At 35.2% G+C, this 16210-nt stretch carries 18 protein-coding genes; 6 read left to right on the forward strand and 12 right to left on the reverse strand.

The window, feature by feature from the left end:
- Window positions 1-2: 2 nt before the first annotated feature.
- The 11 genes from ACZZZC_RS12615 to trpS form a co-directional block, all read right to left on the reverse strand.
- Window positions 3-2033: a helix-hairpin-helix domain-containing protein gene (locus ACZZZC_RS12615; protein WP_463482355.1), complete on the reverse strand. Its 2031-nt coding sequence runs from the start codon at window positions 2031-2033 to the stop codon at window positions 3-5.
- Window positions 2023-2823 carry a PorV/PorQ family protein gene (locus tag ACZZZC_RS12620; RefSeq protein ID WP_463482356.1) on the reverse strand — a complete coding sequence of 267 codons (801 nt, stop codon included), beginning with the start codon at window positions 2821-2823 and terminating at the stop codon, window positions 2023-2025. Before ACZZZC_RS12620 ends, ACZZZC_RS12615 begins: the two co-directional genes overlap by 11 nt.
- A 164-nt stretch (window positions 2824-2987) precedes the next feature.
- Window positions 2988-4787 carry a membrane protein insertase YidC gene (gene yidC, locus ACZZZC_RS12625; RefSeq protein WP_463487362.1) on the reverse strand — a complete coding sequence of 600 codons (1800 nt, stop codon included), beginning with the start codon at window positions 4785-4787 and terminating at the stop codon, window positions 2988-2990.
- A 20-nt stretch (window positions 4788-4807) separates the two neighbouring features.
- On the reverse strand, window positions 4808-6424 hold the full coding sequence (locus ACZZZC_RS12630; RefSeq protein ID WP_463482358.1) for a CTP synthase: 1617 nt from the start codon (window positions 6422-6424) through the stop codon (window positions 4808-4810).
- 373 nt (window positions 6425-6797) lie between these two features.
- Window positions 6798-8069 carry a hypothetical protein gene (locus ACZZZC_RS12635; protein ID WP_463487363.1) on the reverse strand — a complete coding sequence of 424 codons (1272 nt, stop codon included), beginning with the start codon at window positions 8067-8069 and terminating at the stop codon, window positions 6798-6800.
- Between the two features lie 53 nt (window positions 8070-8122).
- A complete protein-coding gene (locus tag ACZZZC_RS12640; RefSeq protein ID WP_463482360.1) occupies window positions 8123-8662 on the reverse strand; it encodes a hypothetical protein in 540 nt (179 codons plus the stop codon).
- A 46-nt stretch (window positions 8663-8708) separates the two neighbouring features.
- A complete protein-coding gene (locus ACZZZC_RS12645) occupies window positions 8709-9272 on the reverse strand; it encodes a DUF3575 domain-containing protein (protein ID WP_463487364.1) in 564 nt (187 codons plus the stop codon).
- Between the two features lie 56 nt (window positions 9273-9328).
- The gene (gene kdsB, locus ACZZZC_RS12650) at window positions 9329-10096 is read right to left on the reverse strand and encodes a 3-deoxy-manno-octulosonate cytidylyltransferase (protein ID WP_265798757.1); all 768 of its coding nucleotides are present in this window, start codon (window positions 10094-10096) and stop codon (window positions 9329-9331) included.
- A 2-nt stretch (window positions 10097-10098) separates the two neighbouring features.
- On the reverse strand, window positions 10099-10299 hold the full coding sequence (locus ACZZZC_RS12655; RefSeq protein WP_463487365.1) for a DUF5808 domain-containing protein: 201 nt from the start codon (window positions 10297-10299) through the stop codon (window positions 10099-10101).
- Window positions 10300-10410: 111 nt separating this feature from the next.
- Window positions 10411-11025 (reverse strand): deoxynucleoside kinase, encoded by a 615-nt coding sequence (locus tag ACZZZC_RS12660; RefSeq protein WP_056848923.1) that lies wholly within the window; start codon window positions 11023-11025, stop codon window positions 10411-10413.
- Window positions 11026-11116: 91 nt separating this feature from the next.
- The gene (gene trpS / locus ACZZZC_RS12665; protein ID WP_265798761.1) at window positions 11117-12115 is read right to left on the reverse strand and encodes a tryptophan--tRNA ligase; all 999 of its coding nucleotides are present in this window, start codon (window positions 12113-12115) and stop codon (window positions 11117-11119) included.
- Window positions 12116-12382: 267 nt separating this feature from the next.
- Between trpS and ACZZZC_RS12670 the strand changes: the two genes are divergently transcribed.
- The 6 genes from ACZZZC_RS12670 (at window position 12383) to ACZZZC_RS12695 (ending at window position 15384) form a co-directional block, all read left to right on the forward strand.
- On the forward strand, window positions 12383-13033 hold the full coding sequence (locus ACZZZC_RS12670; protein WP_463487366.1) for a lysophospholipid acyltransferase family protein: 651 nt from the start codon (window positions 12383-12385) through the stop codon (window positions 13031-13033).
- Window positions 13030-13320, forward strand: coding sequence for an Asp-tRNA(Asn)/Glu-tRNA(Gln) amidotransferase subunit GatC (gatC, locus tag ACZZZC_RS12675; protein ID WP_463487367.1), 291 nt, complete (start codon window positions 13030-13032; stop codon window positions 13318-13320). The genes ACZZZC_RS12670 and gatC overlap by 4 nt, the downstream gene beginning before the upstream one ends.
- 54 nt (window positions 13321-13374) lie before the next feature.
- Window positions 13375-14133, forward strand: coding sequence for an ABC transporter ATP-binding protein (locus ACZZZC_RS12680; protein WP_056848927.1), 759 nt, complete (start codon window positions 13375-13377; stop codon window positions 14131-14133).
- Between the two features lie 66 nt (window positions 14134-14199).
- Complete coding sequence (locus ACZZZC_RS12685; RefSeq protein WP_463487368.1) at window positions 14200-14748, forward strand: cob(I)yrinic acid a,c-diamide adenosyltransferase; 549 nt, start codon at window positions 14200-14202, stop codon at window positions 14746-14748.
- Between the two features lie 85 nt (window positions 14749-14833).
- On the forward strand, window positions 14834-15055 hold the full coding sequence (locus ACZZZC_RS12690; RefSeq protein WP_010603503.1) for a DUF2795 domain-containing protein: 222 nt from the start codon (window positions 14834-14836) through the stop codon (window positions 15053-15055).
- Window positions 15056-15225: 170 nt separating this feature from the next.
- Complete coding sequence (locus ACZZZC_RS12695; protein WP_131557824.1) at window positions 15226-15384, forward strand: lmo0937 family membrane protein; 159 nt, start codon at window positions 15226-15228, stop codon at window positions 15382-15384.
- Window positions 15385-15483: 99 nt separating this feature from the next.
- On the opposite strand, the gene ACZZZC_RS12700 is transcribed toward ACZZZC_RS12695, so the two are convergent.
- A complete protein-coding gene (locus ACZZZC_RS12700) occupies window positions 15484-16149 on the reverse strand; it encodes a 2-C-methyl-D-erythritol 4-phosphate cytidylyltransferase (RefSeq protein WP_463487369.1) in 666 nt (221 codons plus the stop codon).
- Between the last annotated feature and the right edge of the window lie 61 nt (window positions 16150-16210).

The following is a 16210-nucleotide window of genomic DNA, read 5'->3' on the forward strand; positions in this document are numbered from 1 at the left end:
TTTTAAAATTGATACCTCAACTGAATTTTTATCTCTGATTTTTTATTGCCTTGTATTTCGTCCAAATATGAACCAACTGTTTCTACATTTTTATAAACAAACATGGCGTATCTTGCCCAAATATTTAATTTTTTAGCAAGGTTATATTTCAGGTTTAAGTAAGTCCTGAAACCTTTTCCACTGTACATTCCGAAGGCAAAACTATATAGCACATCATCTTCGTAGGCATAAATCCGGCTGTTGTAACTTGGTGTGTTGAAATATGCAATTCTCAGATTTCCGGTGACTTTAGAAAACATCGGAGAGTAATCTACATCCTGGTAAATCAGATAGCCAAATTCACGATTTGCTTCGCCTTTTTTATATTGAGAAACTTCCATTCGGTTTTGAAAGCTCCATTTTTTATTGAGTTGCCAACTCACTTCTATGCGGTAGCCTTCTTTCTTAACATCATCCAAAAAGTTAATCGGGACATCCAAATCGGTGTTTTGTTGTTTGTGTTCAGTTTTAAATCTTGCTAAAAATTTAAAGGTTTTGCTCGGGGTGTAAACCGCCTGACTTAAGATTTCGTAACCTTTTGATGGTGCATCTATACGATATTTTAACCAAGGAAATTGGAAGTAATCACCATAAATGGAGAACGCCCATTTTTTGTTTGGAGTGATGTTTAAGCCTGCATACAATCCTTTTTCGTTTATCGCTTCGCTTGCCTCAGCCAGTGCCTGATTAAAAAAATTATGATAATCTTTTTCATAATTCCGATACGTTATTGCAGCAGAAACTACAGGAGAAAGACTGATTAAAGCACCGTTAACGTAAGCCAAACCACTATTTAAACTTTTTCCAACTTCACCAAAGAGATAAATATTTTCGTAGGTATAATTATAATAAGCACCAACATTTGTTAATGAATTTCCTGTAAAACTAGACCGATCGTAAACCGCAGTTTGTGTAATGAAACTATTTCCGTATTTACTATGATAAGCAATGGCACCAATCCCCAATTCATTTTTGGTATATTGAAGTGCTGCTCCATAAACCTGTTGACTCAAAGAATTTTTGTTTTCAATTTCTGTCGGGGTTCTGTGGTAACCACTTTGATTAATTGTTGCTTGAACTAGATTGCCGTCAAAATCTAGCTCCTGACTTGCATCAAGATTTCTAAAAGAGACGAAAGGAGTGATGTCAATATTTTTGTAAAGATTAATTGTTGCGGATACGCCTCTTAAAAAGGAATATTCATTGGCTGAAGTATAAGGACGCAAGCCCAAATCTTTTTTCGCCACGCTGGTAACATCTGGCCCTTTACCAAAGGCAAATCCCGACCACATGGTAACACCTTGTCCAAATTGTAAGGTGTAATCTCCAATTACTAACTTTTTAACTCGACCTAATTTAAATAAGGCAATATTTCCAGAGTAGAAATCAAATGGTTTACCAATGAATTTTTCACCAGCATCTTTATCCATTGTGATTGCGGCTGAAACAATTGTTCCATAATGGTAACGATAGCGGGCTTGAAACTTTTCTGGAGATCCTAAATATCGGTTTCCAGGTAAATCTGTAAAACCTTTTTGCGTCTGCAAAGTTTGTGCAAAACGCATCACTAAATCATTCTCTCCTAAAGTTAAGATATTTTTAAAGCTAAGTTTTTCGTACTCTGTTGCAACACTTAAAGTAACAAAGGGTAACAAACTTTCTACCGTTTTTATATCAAATGCATCAATACTTTGAAGCTCCAATACATTGACAAAATCTCCGTTATCTTTTAGATAGGCAAAGAAGTTACTGATTTGAAGAGGAGACAAAAATACAAGTGTCTTCAATTCTTCTGGTGAAGTTTTGTTAAGATTAATTGGATGCTTTTTATATCTCGTCAGCACCTCAATTAGTTCAGTCATATCATAATCGTCAGGAAGATTTTCTGCTACACTTTCCAAAATATCTCGAACATCAACTTCTTGCTCAGCAATTTGAGCGTTTGCAATGAAACCCGTCACTACAAATACCAATGTTATAAGTCTAAAACGCATAGCCAATTGCAATTTGGGGTGCATAACCAAGGTTGGCATCGTAGGTAGTTGCCATATCAAACAAGAACTTTTTATAGTTTAAACCGAAACCAGCATATTGCTTAAAAGGCTTTGCACTTAAACCACCGCGTAGGCTCAATAAACTGATAATTTTATAATCGATACCCAATCTGACATCAATCGATTCATTAAGTTTTTTACTGACAGATGTAGCAATTAATACCTTATCAGAGGCCAAATAACTCGCACCAACATTAATCGATGTTGGAATTTCTATTAATATTTCAGTGCTGCTGAATTTTTGTTTGGATGGATTACTTAAAAAAGCTCCGAAAGTAAATACATTATTAAAATGGTAAAGCGCTCCAAAATCTATCGAAAAACCTGTTGAAGCACCATAGTTCGCAATTTTAAGCTGATGATAGTTTGCGTTAAGGCCGATTGATAGTTTGTTTCCAAATTTTTTGGCATAAGCAAAACCAATTTTGCTCTCATTGTATTCTGTAAATCCGTAGCGTTGGAAACTAAGTCCAACAAAATTGTTTTTTAAAGGTAGAACAGCAACTAGCGCTTGTGTACTAATTTCATCACTAAAAAGATGTTTAATGTAGTTTAAGGCAATGGTTGGCTGCTCGAGCGAGGTTATTCCCGATGGATTTGCCTGTAGCGCCCAAACATCGGTAACGGCGGTGCCACTGTTGCCCATGGCAGTAAGCCGAGGACCCAGACTGTTTTGACCGAATAAATAAAAAGGCGTAAGGGAGATTAACAATACATTCCATATTTTCATTTGAGGGCGTTAAACCAGTAAATAAAAAATAGGGAGGATTGTGTTTGGTTATTTCAATTTAGTGAAATTAAATTAGAATTGATAACTATAATATTTTTAAAATTCTCAGTAAAAATAAAAACCTCGACTGTTTTCACAATCGAGGCTCTTTTATTATTATTTAATTATTTTTTTGCCTGTTGTTGCTGACGCATGTAATCATCTAAACGTTGTTGAAACTTAGATTTCTTCTTTTTATCATCAGTTGGTCTTGCTTTATTCTGTTGAATTAAAGCATGGATTTTATCATCATCTACCATTTTACGAATTAAGAACTGCTGTCCGAAAGTCATTAAGTTGGCCAAGAAATAATAATAGTTTAAACCCGCAGGGTAACTGTTCAAAACACCTAAGAAAATGATTGGCATGATGTAACCAATGTATTTCATTTGGCCAGTTGCACCCGAAACCTGATTGTTAAAGTAAGTCATGATTAATGTCGAAACTGTCATCAAAACACACATTAAACTCAAGTGATCGCCAATAAATGGAACTTTAAATCCGAATTTAATAAACTCATCATAGGTTGATAAATCTTTCATCCATAAGAAACTTTCTCCACGTAATTCGAAAAGGTTAGGGAAGAAGAAGAAGAAAGCCATTACCAACGGTAATTGTAAAACCATTGGTAAACAACCACCAAGTGGATTTACACCAGCCTTTTTGTAAAGTTTTAAATATTCTTGTTGAACCAAGGTTGGATTATCTTCACCTACTTTGGCTTTAATTTCATCCATTTCTGGCTTCAATACCCTCATTTTAGCCATTGATAGGTATGACTTATAAGTTAATGGAGATAATGCAACTTTTAATAAAATGGTTAATACCAAAATAATTAAACCGAAGTTCCAGCCGAAGTTGTTAAGGAAATTAAATACAGGCAATACGATAAAACGGTTGATGTATTTTAACGGCCAGTAACCTAAATCTACTTGTTTCTCTAAATCGTAACCTTGATCTTTTAAAGCAGAGAATTTGTTGGTACCAAAGTAGAATTCCATGCTGTATGCCTGGTTTGCAAGATGCGCATAAGGTAATTGCATATTAGCATCATAAAATTTAACCTGACCAGGAGCTGTTGGGATTTTTACTTCTAAACTTCCTTTTTCGAAACCATCCTTCGAAATCAGCGTTGCAGAGAAAAAATGTTGTTTAAATGAAAACCACTGAATTTTTCCTTTGCCTAAATCTTCTTTTTCATCTTTTGATACACTTAAGTGATCAACATCGCCGTCAACATATTTATAGTATGGTGCCGAATAACGGTGCTCGCTTTCTAAAGATTTTTCTTGCTGTAATAAAATAGTTTGCCAGTTTAAAGAAATGTTATTTCCGGCAATTACTTGTTGTAAGCCAACCAGGTTGATGTTAAAGCCAACTTTATTACTTGCAGCTTTTAAATCGTAAACATACTCAACATAAGCATTTGCGCCATAATTAGCACGCATGGTTACGGTATTACCAGCTTTAGTAGGAGTGAAGTATAAATCGTTAGTGTTGATTACTTTGCCAGCAGCATTTAAAGTCAAGCCAAATTTATTGGCATTTCCGTCAAATAATATTAGCGGCTTGCCAGCATAGGTTTTTTGTCCTTTAACTTCTACTGAAATAATTCTACCACCTTTATTACTTAGGTTGATTAATAATTTCTCATTCTCTAAAACTGTTTTTGCATCTGTTCCTGTTATTGCAGAACCGAAAGGACCTTTTAAAGCCAAAGAATCTACAGTGGGTGTAGTTGCTACAGCAGTTGTGTCTTTTAAAACTGGTTTAATTCCAGCGTTTTTTAGTGAATCAGCTCTCTTTATAGAGTCGATTCTGGCATTTTCTTTTTTTATTTCAGCATCTTTTGGCCCAAAAAAGTAGAATGATCCCGCCAAGATGATCATAATCAGGAATAATCCTGTAAAGGTATTTCTATCCATTATATTTGTTTGTACTGCTTTTAATTCGTTTTCTTTTTCGCAAACTCCATCGCAGCGGCGACAAATTTAACAAAAAGTGGGTGAGGATTAGCAACTGTTGATTTTAATTCTGGGTGAAACTGTCCTCCAACGAAAAAAGGATGGTTTTTTAACTCTACAATTTCAACCAGGTTTGTTTGTGGATTAATTCCAGAAGCAATCATTCCAGCATCTTCATACTGCTTTAAATAATCGTTGTTAAATTCGTAACGATGACGGTGACGCTCATTTATGTGTGCTTTGCCGTAGATAGCAAATGCTTTCGTTCCTTTCTTAATGTCGCAAGGATATGAACCTAAACGCATGGTACCGCCCATGTTTACAATATTTTTCTGTTCTTCCATCATGTTAATCACAGGATTTTTAGAATCAGCTTCAATTTCGGTAGTATGCGCATCTTTTAAGCCCAAAACATTCCGTCCGAACTCAATAACAGCACATTGCATACCTAAACATATTCCAAAAAATGGAATATTATTTTCGCGGACGTATTTAATGGTGTCGATTTTTCCTTCAATACCACGACTTCCGAAACCTGGTGCTACTAAAACACCATTTAAGTGACCTAATTTCTCTTTTACGTTATCAGGAAAAATGCCTTCAGAGTGGATATATTCAACACGAACTTTACATTCGTTTTTAGAACCTGCATGCACAAAAGATTCGATAATCGATTTGTAAGCATCTGGTAACTCAACATATTTACCAACCAAACCAATAGTTACATCAGCTGTCGGATTTTTTAAATGTCCTAAAAACTCCTTCCAGCTTTCCATATCTGGTTCGTTTTTAGTTGGGAGTTTTAATTTCGCCAAAACCGTTTTATCCAGCTGTTCTTTCATCATCAACAACGGAACATCATAAATAGTAGATGCATCCATAGATTCGACAACGGCGTTAATGTTAACGTTACAAAAAAGAGCAATTTTTTTTCTTAAATCAGAACCTAAGTGATGTTCAGTACGACAAACTAAAATATCTGGTTGGATACCGTATTCCAATAATGCCTTAACCGAATGTTGTGTTGGTTTAGTTTTTAATTCGCCTGCAGCAGCTAAATAAGGCACTAATGTTAAGTGAATTACAATTGCATTTGAACTTCCTTCTTCCCATTTAAACTGACGAACAGCCTCAATGAAAGGTAGAGATTCAATATCACCGACAGTTCCGCCTAGTTCAGTAATAACGATATCGTAATCACCACTATCGCCCAAAATACGCATGTTGCGCTTAATTTCATCGGTTATGTGGGGCACAACCTGGACAGTTTTACCTAGATATTCACCTTTACGTTCTTTGTTAATCACGTTTTGGTAAATACGACCAGTAGTAATGTTGTTTGCTTGTGAAGTTGGAACGTTCAAGAAACGTTCATAGTGACCAAGATCCAGATCGGTTTCGGCACCATCTTCAGTAACAAAACATTCGCCATGTTCATATGGATTCAGTGTTCCTGGATCGATATTGATATAAGGATCGAATTTTTGAATGGTTACACGGTAGCCACGTGCCTGTAAAAGTTTAGCTAAAGATGCGGAAATGATGCCCTTACCCAATGAGGAAGTAACACCGCCCGTAACAAAAATATACTTAGTCATGTTTGTGATTTTTTACGGCAAATGGTAAATATTGCCGCTTTTTGTACGGGATACAAAGGTAGGAAAATTCCTTGTTTCTGCTGATTTAAAATTTAGATATTTTAAAAATGATAATGCGATGTCTATCAGAAAATTAGCGATGACTCATCTTCAATTTTTTATAATAAGGAAAGCGAATCCTACGTTATTAGTTATTCTTAGCCGTGTTTTTCCTGACTATCCAGTAGGCAATTTTCATATTTTTTAGTTTTTAGCAAGATCAGTTAGATCTATCGATAGCGCTGTTTACAAATGTGAAAGTTTGATAACATTCCAATAAGCTAAAAAAGATTGGTAATTGGGATGTTAACTGTTTTACAACATCCGTTGACCTTTACAAGCAGCGTATTACACTTACGCTTGTCAATTTATTATCCTTATCATAAGAATAGGTTTTCGTCGATCCATCTTTAGCAGTGTAAGTTACAGATATGAAATTCAAGCCTCCAGTTCCATTTCTCCCAATAAAGGTTTGCTTGTTCGTATCTCTAATTACCTCATTTTGTAGATCAAGCCTTCTGGGATTTAGGCTGTAGGATTTGAAGCCAGAGAAAATGGCATCAGAATCATTTTTATAACTATAAATCATTTCGCTATCTAATTTTCCTTCTCGAATGATACGTCCAAATTTGTCATAAATGTAAGTGATGTCCCAAATGATAGATTGATCGGATCTTTTGGATAACCGACGAACGCATTGCATTTGATCATTTAAAAAAAACGTCTCTAAAGAATAAGGCCTTGAGCCACTGAAGCTAATGGTGTGGTATTTATCTTTCTCATAAATAAAAACAGTCGAATCGGTACTGTTTTCATCACCACTAACAATCTTTTTGATTAAGCCATTTTGATCTCTCAAATATTTCGAATAACCACTCGGCTTACCATTCATTGTATTGTCCATCGATTGCATTATGTTGTTTTTATCATAAACATAGTTGGCGCCATAAGGCGATTTGGTCGTCATTAAACTATCGCCAAACATTTCGAACACTCTATTTGTACAAGTCATTTTCGGACTTCCGTCTTCATAAGTGTTACTGTAATGTACCGAACTTGCATTTTTAATTAGCTTTTGAGCATACGATTGATCGGTTACGAACTTTATGTTTAGAACATCTTGCATCTCTGTAACCGCATTTTGTTGATCTCGTTCATCTAACGTTTTAGGAACTAAATCATCAGCACTACTAATATTGAGGTAAGTTTTTATGGTTTTCAAATATTGGTCTGGATTGAAAACAAGTATTGGCTTGTCTTTCCCATTGGAAACAATCATTCCAAATTGTCGTTTAGTATTCGGTCTGTAAAAAACGAATTTTCCATTGGCGTTACTATATTCTACAACACGTTCTTTTCCAATGTCGAAGATCGGGAAGTTGCTGTAAACCGAACCAAAATAGGCGTTGACTTCTTTTTCGTTTTGCTTATGATTTTTCCAACTATCGCTTCCATCATTTACATCAAAAAACATCACACTTGGCGCATGGTCATTGATACTAACTGCAGCTTTTTCGTTAGCTGGTTTTTCTTTTAAAAATACACTTTGCGCATTAGTAACCACAGCACAAAAAACAAAATAGCACAACAAAACAGCTCTTTTCATATTAGATTAGTTTAATAGGATATAGGGATGTTGTACGAAGAATAGGGATTTTTTTAACAGCAGTTATAGTAGATTTTTACCTTTTTTTCTTTTTCGCTCCAGGCGATATAGAGATTTTTTTCTTTACCTAAACGATACTTGAAGCCATTCAAACCAGATTTTTTAAGCTCTTCGTATAGCGCTTTATCCGGAACGTATTTGTCTGCCTTGTCTTCTGGCATCACTGCAGGCTCGAGAAAATTATCTTCAGCAAAAAAATCATCTGCTATGGTTTTTAAGAATACAATCTGCGCTTTTTCTTTTGATAAATCAAGGTTTGGATCTGTATTTCCTAACAAATCCGTTCCTTTTAGTTTTACGTTATAAATTTCTTTTCCATCAAAATTTTTAATGGTAAAGGTTAAAACCATTTCTTCCGGTTTCCTGCCAGTTAGCTCAATTTTAAAAGTATCGAGCTTATTTAGATCAGAAAATGATTGAGCTATACTTTGATTTACATTCTTAAATTCTATAGAATCGTTGTTTTTCTGTTTGTCAGTTTGGCAAGCATATAACAATAAGGCAACGGAAAGTAGGAGCAGCAATTTTCTCATTTCCGAAAATACTAATTTTAAGTTTTTATAAACAATTAAATTGTAATTAGAAGGTATAGCCTACTGATAACCATAATTGGAAATCCAAATAACCTTTCGGACCAGCTCTACCTTGAAATGTTTCTAAGTTGAAATATTTGCCATAACCTAAGCCTGTAATGGTTTCTATTAAAAATCTTTTGGTTGGGAGATATAAAAAGCCCAAATTCATCCCTGAACGAATTGAATTCGCCTTGAAATTTCTGTTGTTTCCAAACGATAAAAATCCTGTAGGATGAACATAGGCATTGTTAGAAACGATGGTCTTATTCAGGTTTCCAGCATACAATCCCCAAAAGGGTGTGATCTCTTTGGCCTCAATATCATAAGCATACATTTTCCCTCTGAGCAAAAAACCACTAAACTTGTAGTCTCTACCCCAGTTTAATTCGCCTGATGAATAGGAAAGTTCCAGACCGTATCTCTGACGAAAGGTTTTCTCAATAGAAAAAGATGGCTGTTTAGCCAATAAATTTAACAAATTGGATTTTACGGAGATACCGATAGGTTCTTGAGAACTAGCCGTTTGAATAATTAGAAATGATATAAAAATGATTACAATCTTTTTCAACGATTCAAATTTTGAGGGTATTAAATCATATTTAAGTGTAATTTAAGAATATTATTTTATTCTCGTTTTAAAGCCGCTAATAAGTTATTCAACTTTAATAAATCCTCTGGAGTATCTATTGCAACTGTTTCTAAATCTGTAACTTTCGTTTGAATATAAAAACCATTTTCAATCCACCGCAATTGCTCCAGACTCTCTGCAATTTCTAATGATGATGGTGGCAGTTTGGTAATTTCTTTTAATGATTCGGTTCTATATCCGTAGATACCAATATGCTTATAAAACTGATGTTTCTCTGCCCAAACGCCTGGCTCACCATTTCTAATAAATGGTATCGGGCTTCGGCTAAAGTACATTGCTCTGCCGTTTACATCAATCACCACTTTCGGGCTATTTGGATTGTAAATGCTTTCCTGACTTTGGATGGGTTTAATGAGCGTGGCCAACTGAACTTTATCCTCAATAAAACAACTTGCTAATAAATCTATTTGGCTAGGCTCTATAAAAGGTTCATCGCCTTGTATGTTGATTACAATATCAAACCCGGGGATTTTATCAATCACTTCGGCACATCGATCGGTGCCGCTTTGATGCTGAGCAGATGTAAACACAAACTCACCGCCAAATCTCTTAACTTCATCCGCTATACGCTCATCATCTGTAGCAATAACCACTTTCGACAAACTTTTTGCTTTCAGCGCTTGCTCATATACGCGTTGAATCATGCTTTTTCCTGCGATATCAACTAAAGGCTTCCCAGGAAATCGGGTAGAAGCAAACCGGGCAGGAATAATACCTATGGCTAAATTTGCACTATCAATCATGTTTATGGTAGGTTACTTAAGATATAAGCTAATATAAAGATTAGCGCCAACACAACGTAAGACAATGGATGAGCGAAATTCAGTGTCCAGCCAAAAATTCTGATCCGCTTGTGCACAAACAAACGTTTATCATTTCGATTGAAATAAAAAATGCCAAGTTTCCAATTCGAATAGTTCTCGTGTTCTAAATCTTTTTCCGTCATCTTTATAATATAACTAAAGCGATAAACAAAAACAAATTTTAAGCAAAAAACGGCTTGTTCCTCAATACATCAGGGTGAAGATGTATTTGAAATTCAATCTACAAAACGAAATTAAAACAGCCCGTTTATTTCAGCTTCAATCGACTGAATAACAGTACCTAAATCTTCTGGATTGTTGGTGAAGTCCAGTTTGTCTTTATCTAGAATTAACAATTTACCCAAGTTATAATTTTTGATCCACGCTTCGTATTTTTCATTTAATTTAGATAAATAGTCTATCCGAATGCCTGCCTCGTACTCGCGGCCACGACGTTGAATGTTATTTACTAACGTAGGAACCGACGCTCGTAAGTAGACCAGTAAATCAGGTGGTTTAATGAAAGAAGTGATGTTATCAAATATCGCACGATAGTTGTCATGATCACGAGTGGTCATCAGCGCCATATCGTGCAGGTTTTCTGCAAAAATATGTGCATCCTCATAAATGGTTCTATCTTGAATTACATTACGTTTATTTACTTCAATATCAGTAATTTGTTGAAAACGACTGTTGAGGAAATAAATTTGAAGATTAAAGCTCCAACGTTTCATGTCGCTATAAAAATCTTCCAGGTAGGGGTTATTGTCAACCGCTTCATACAAAGCTTCCCATCCATAATTTTTGGCGAGTAAACCCGTTAAAGTCGTTTTTCCGGCGCCTATATTTCCTACAATTGCTATGTGCATATATATCTAGATATGAGATATGAGATATCAGATATGGAGTCGAGCATTGTCTCAAATCTCATATCAATCTTCTCAAATCTATTTAAAATTACTAAAAACTTTTAAAACCGATTAAACTACGAACCTCTCTGATGGTTTTCTGAGCACTTTCACGGGCTTTTAATGCACCGTGTTTAGCAACTTGCCTTAAATAAGTTTCGTCTTTCGAAAGTTCTTCAATACGTTCTCTGATAGGGGAGTTAAACACAATCATATCTTCAGCCAGTTGCTTCTTCATATCTCCATAACGGATTTGCATTTTATTATACAATCCATCAAAATGCTCAATGGTATCAGGCGTAGAAACAATTTTCATCAAATCAAAAAGATTTTGAATCGCTTCTGGTTTTTCTTGATTTTCTTCTGTTGGTCCGCTATCGCTCACTGCTCTGGCTACTTTCTTACGAATAATTTCAGGGCTGTCGGATAGATAGATACAGTTTCCATCACCATCGGATTTACTCATTTTGCCTTTTCCTTCCAAGCCAGGTACTTTAACTAAATTTTCAGCATAATTAAACGCAAAAGATTCAGGGAAAAAATCGGCATTATACATCCTGTTAAAACGGTTGCCGAAATTACGGGTCATTTCTAAATGTTGTTCCTGATCTTTTCCAACCGGCACTTTAGTAGCTCTGTGAATTAGAATATCTGCAGCCATCAAAGTAGGATAGGTTAATAAACCAGCATTTACATTATCTGGGTTAGATCTTATCTTTTCTTTAAAAGAAGCGCTTCGTTCCAATTCACCTAAATATGCGTTCATATTTAAATACAAATAGAGTTCCGAAACTTCTGGAACATCAGATTGAACATATATGGTGGTTTCTTCTGGATTAATTCCGCAAGCTAAATATTCCACTAATACATGGCGAACATAACCATGCAAATCACCCGGAGTAGGATGAGTAGTTAATGAATGTAGATCGGCAATAAAAAAGTAGCAGTTATAATCATACTGCATTTTTACAAAATTGGTTACCGCACCAAAATAATTTCCTAAATGTAGCTTTCCAGTTGGCCTAATGCCACTCACCACTGTTTCTTTCATAATGGCACGAAATTAAAAATAAAAAGCAAGCAACGTATAAGATATAATCAATTTTATATGAATAGATTTTTTCGGCTTAATTTGATGGATCAATCCTTTGTGATTCATATTATTAAATAACCAATCATTTAATTGGTGGTGGCTAATCAGTATTTGAAATGATAAAGTATTTTATATTTTTGATTATCTATGATTCACTTTCTAAGGCAAGTACACCGAGTATGGTTTTTATTTTGGATAATTTTTTTCTTTATCCTTTTTTATCCAATGTATTACCTCACATCTCGTAATCCAAAGTATTACACCATTTTAAATCTTTGCAGAAAAGCCAATAGTTTCTGTTGCAGTTTGCTTTCCGGTGTTTGGTACAACTATTATTACGAGGAAAAACTAAATTACAAGCAAACGTATATTTATTGCGCCAACCACTCTTCGAATTTGGATATTATGGTGTTTTGTATCATGTGTCACGGTAAATTCCATTTTATGGGCAAAGATGAACTGTTAAATAATCCTGTTTTAGGAATTTTCTTTAAAACAATTGATATTTCGGTAAACCGTGATAGTAAAATTTCTGCCTTTCGGGCATTTAAAAAAGCTGGCGAAAATTTAGAAAAAGGAATGAGCTTGATTATTTTTCCAGAGGGAAAAATAGATGATCATTATCCGCCACGGTTGGGCGAATTTAAAAATGGTCCTTTTCGTTTAGCTATAGATAAAAATATTTCGCTCGTGCCAGTCAGCATTACCAATGTTTGGAAAATTAATTGGGACGACGGCGCCAAGTATGGAAGTAAGCCAGGAATTTGCGATATTTACGTCCACAAACCGATAGACACAGCAAAGTTGGCAGACGTTGATTCTGATTTGTTAAAGGAAAAGGTATTCCAACTCATTGAAAGTAAGCTAGTAAAATGAATTTAGACGCAAAAACCATTTATAAAATTGCCGATTTGGCGAGAATTCATATCGATGAAAAGGAAGTTGAAACCTTAATTCCTGAAATGAACAAGATACTTTCGTTTATGGAAAAACTCAACGAACTCGACACCTCAACCGTTAAGCCTTTAGTTTATATGAATGAAACGACCAATGTTTGGCGAGAAGACATTGTGAAACAAGAGATATCAACGGCAGATGGACTTAAAAATGCAGCAAAACATACTGATCAATTTTTTATGGTTCCAAAAATTATCGAAAAGTAATTTTGTTACTATTGTAACATCTTACCCTTTACGCTTGTCTAAAAACGAAAAAACATGGAGAAACCACTTATTACCATAAAAGAAATTGGCCGTAAATATGTAATCGGATCAGAAGTTATCCATGCTTTAAAATCAGTTTCTTTAGACATTAATAAAGGCGAATTTGTTGCGCTTATGGGCCCCTCAGGTTCTGGAAAATCAACCTTGATGAATATATTAGGCTGTTTAGATACACCATCAAGTGGCACTTACATCTTAAACGGAACGAATGTGAGCCAAATGACTGATGATGCTTTGGCCGAAGTTCGTAACAAAGAAATAGGATTCGTTTTTCAAACTTTTAATCTTTTACCTCGTTCTACCGCGCTTGATAATGTGGCTTTGCCTTTAATTTACGCAGGTAGTAGCAAAAAGGACCGCGAAGCTAGAGCTGCAAAAGCCTTAGAAAATGTAAATTTAGGTAACCGTATGGATCATAAACCGAACGAGTTATCTGGCGGTCAGCGCCAACGGGTGGCTGTAGCACGAGCATTAATAAACAATCCATCTATTATTTTGGCCGATGAACCAACCGGTAACCTGGATACCAAAACCTCAATAGAAATTATGGGTCTACTGGAAGAAATACACAGTAAAGGGAACACAATTATCTTGGTTACTCACGAAGAGGATATTGCGCAACATGCACACAGAATTGTGAGAATGCGTGATGGTTTAATTGAGAACGATTACGTGAATACTGATATCAAAAATGTTTCTCCACGCCTGCAAGCTTTAAATGATAGTGGCAGCGATTGGGAAAAAATAAATTAACCCCTAAATCCCCTAATGGGGACTTTTAGGATTTTGTATAATAATTCCCCTGAAGGGGCTAGGGGTATGAAAATCTACACTAAAACTGGCGATAAAGGACAAACATCATTAATTGGTGGTACTCGTGTCCCGAAATATCATTTACGCATAGAAACTTATGGAACAGTTGATGAACTAAATTCTCACATAGGTTTAATCATGTGCCAGGATATCGCTTCCGAATACAAGAAATTATTGAAAGAAATTCAGGATAGATTATTCACGATAGGGGCAACGTTGGCGGCAGATCCAGAAAAATCTAAGATGAAAATTCCTGATCTACATGAAACTGATATTGTTTTATTGGAACAGGAAATGGATTTAATGAATGAAGTGCTGCCACCTTTAAAGCACTTTGTTTTACCAGGCGGAAATACTACTGTTTCTTACTGCCACATTGCCAGATGCGTTTGCAGAAGGGCAGAACGCTTAACTGTTGAGCTTGCAGAAAATAGCTTTGTAGACGAAAAAGTTAGCGTTTATCTAAATCGCTTAAGTGATTATTTGTTTGTTTTGGCACGAAAACTGAACATGGATTTTAGCGCAGAAGAAAACATCTGGATACCTCGGATTTAATAGTGGAAAAATAAGTTTGTTTTGCTCAAAAATTTTAATATACTTTGCGCATTGTTAAGAACAAGAATTTAATTGAATTGAAGATATGTATTGGACATTAGAACTAGCATCGCACTTGGAAGACGCACCTTGGCCTGCAACTAAAGATGAATTAATTGATTATGGTATCCGTTCTGGCGCACCAGTAGAAGTTATTGAGAACTTGCAAGCGTTAGAGGATGATGGCGAACCTTATGAAACTATTGAGGAAATCTGGCCAGATTATCCAACTAAAGAAGATTTCTTCTTTAATGAGGATGAATACTAAATTTTATAAAGCATAAAGAAACCTTTCGCAAAAACGAGAGGTTTTTTTATGACTTCTTTACAACGAAAAGGAGTTTGATTATCAACGAATTAAAAATATAATTTACATTTTTTAAACAAAAGTATTCCAGCTGTGTTAATACATCAACATTTACTTAAAAAATTAACACTATGGGAAATTTATTGTATTTAGTCGCAGTAGTATTGGTTATACTATGGGTGATCGGCTTTGTGTTCCACGGCTTTGGCGATGTGGGTAACATCATTCACGTTTTATTGGTAATCGCAATTATTGCAATCTTGCTTAAAGTTATAGGCAGAGCAACATAAAATATGTTAAGCGAACATTCATCAATTTGCAGCGTAAAATCTTAAAATATTGATGAATTAGAAAGGGTGTTTCATTATTATGAAACACCCTTTCTTTTATTAACGCTTTAATAAAAGTTCTGCTAACTCTAAATCAACAGGATAGGTTATCTTAATATTATTTCTTTCGCCTTCCAAAATGTGAATAGCTTCACCAATAGCCTCAACAACGCTGGCGTCATCAGTAAAACTCACCGAATAATCTTGTCGGTAAGCCTCTCTTAAAATTTTTAAATTAAAGGTCTGAGGCGTTTGTACTAGGAAGATTTCATCTCGCTTCAATGCCGATGTTTTATCGTCTTTAAACATTCTTACACTGTCGCTCGATTGAACAGCAGCAATAACGTTACCATGCAGTTCAGCCTCCTTAAAGCACCCGTCAATCAATTCTTTCGAAACTAACGGACGAACGGCATCATGGATAGCGACAAAACATTCTTCATTAATGGAGTTAATTGCATTTTTAACCGAATAAAAGCGTTCGGTGCCACCATCAATCACTTCGTGTGGTACCCTAAAATTGAACTCTTCGCAAAGCCTTTTCCAGTAGCCCTGTTGTTCTTTATTTAAAACTAATAAAATTTTAGGTTGAGTATCGCTTTGCGCAAAAGCTTTTATGGTGTGCATTAAAACCGGGAGGTTTTTTAGCAACAAAAATTGTTTTGGGGTTTCCGTCTGCATCCGATTGCCAGAACCGCCTGCTACAATTATAGCGTAGTATTTCATTCGAGTATTTAGAAATTAGTATTTAGTACTTAGACAAATTTATCTAAATACTAAATACTAA

This window comes from Pedobacter sp. AC212 (assembly GCF_979258625.1).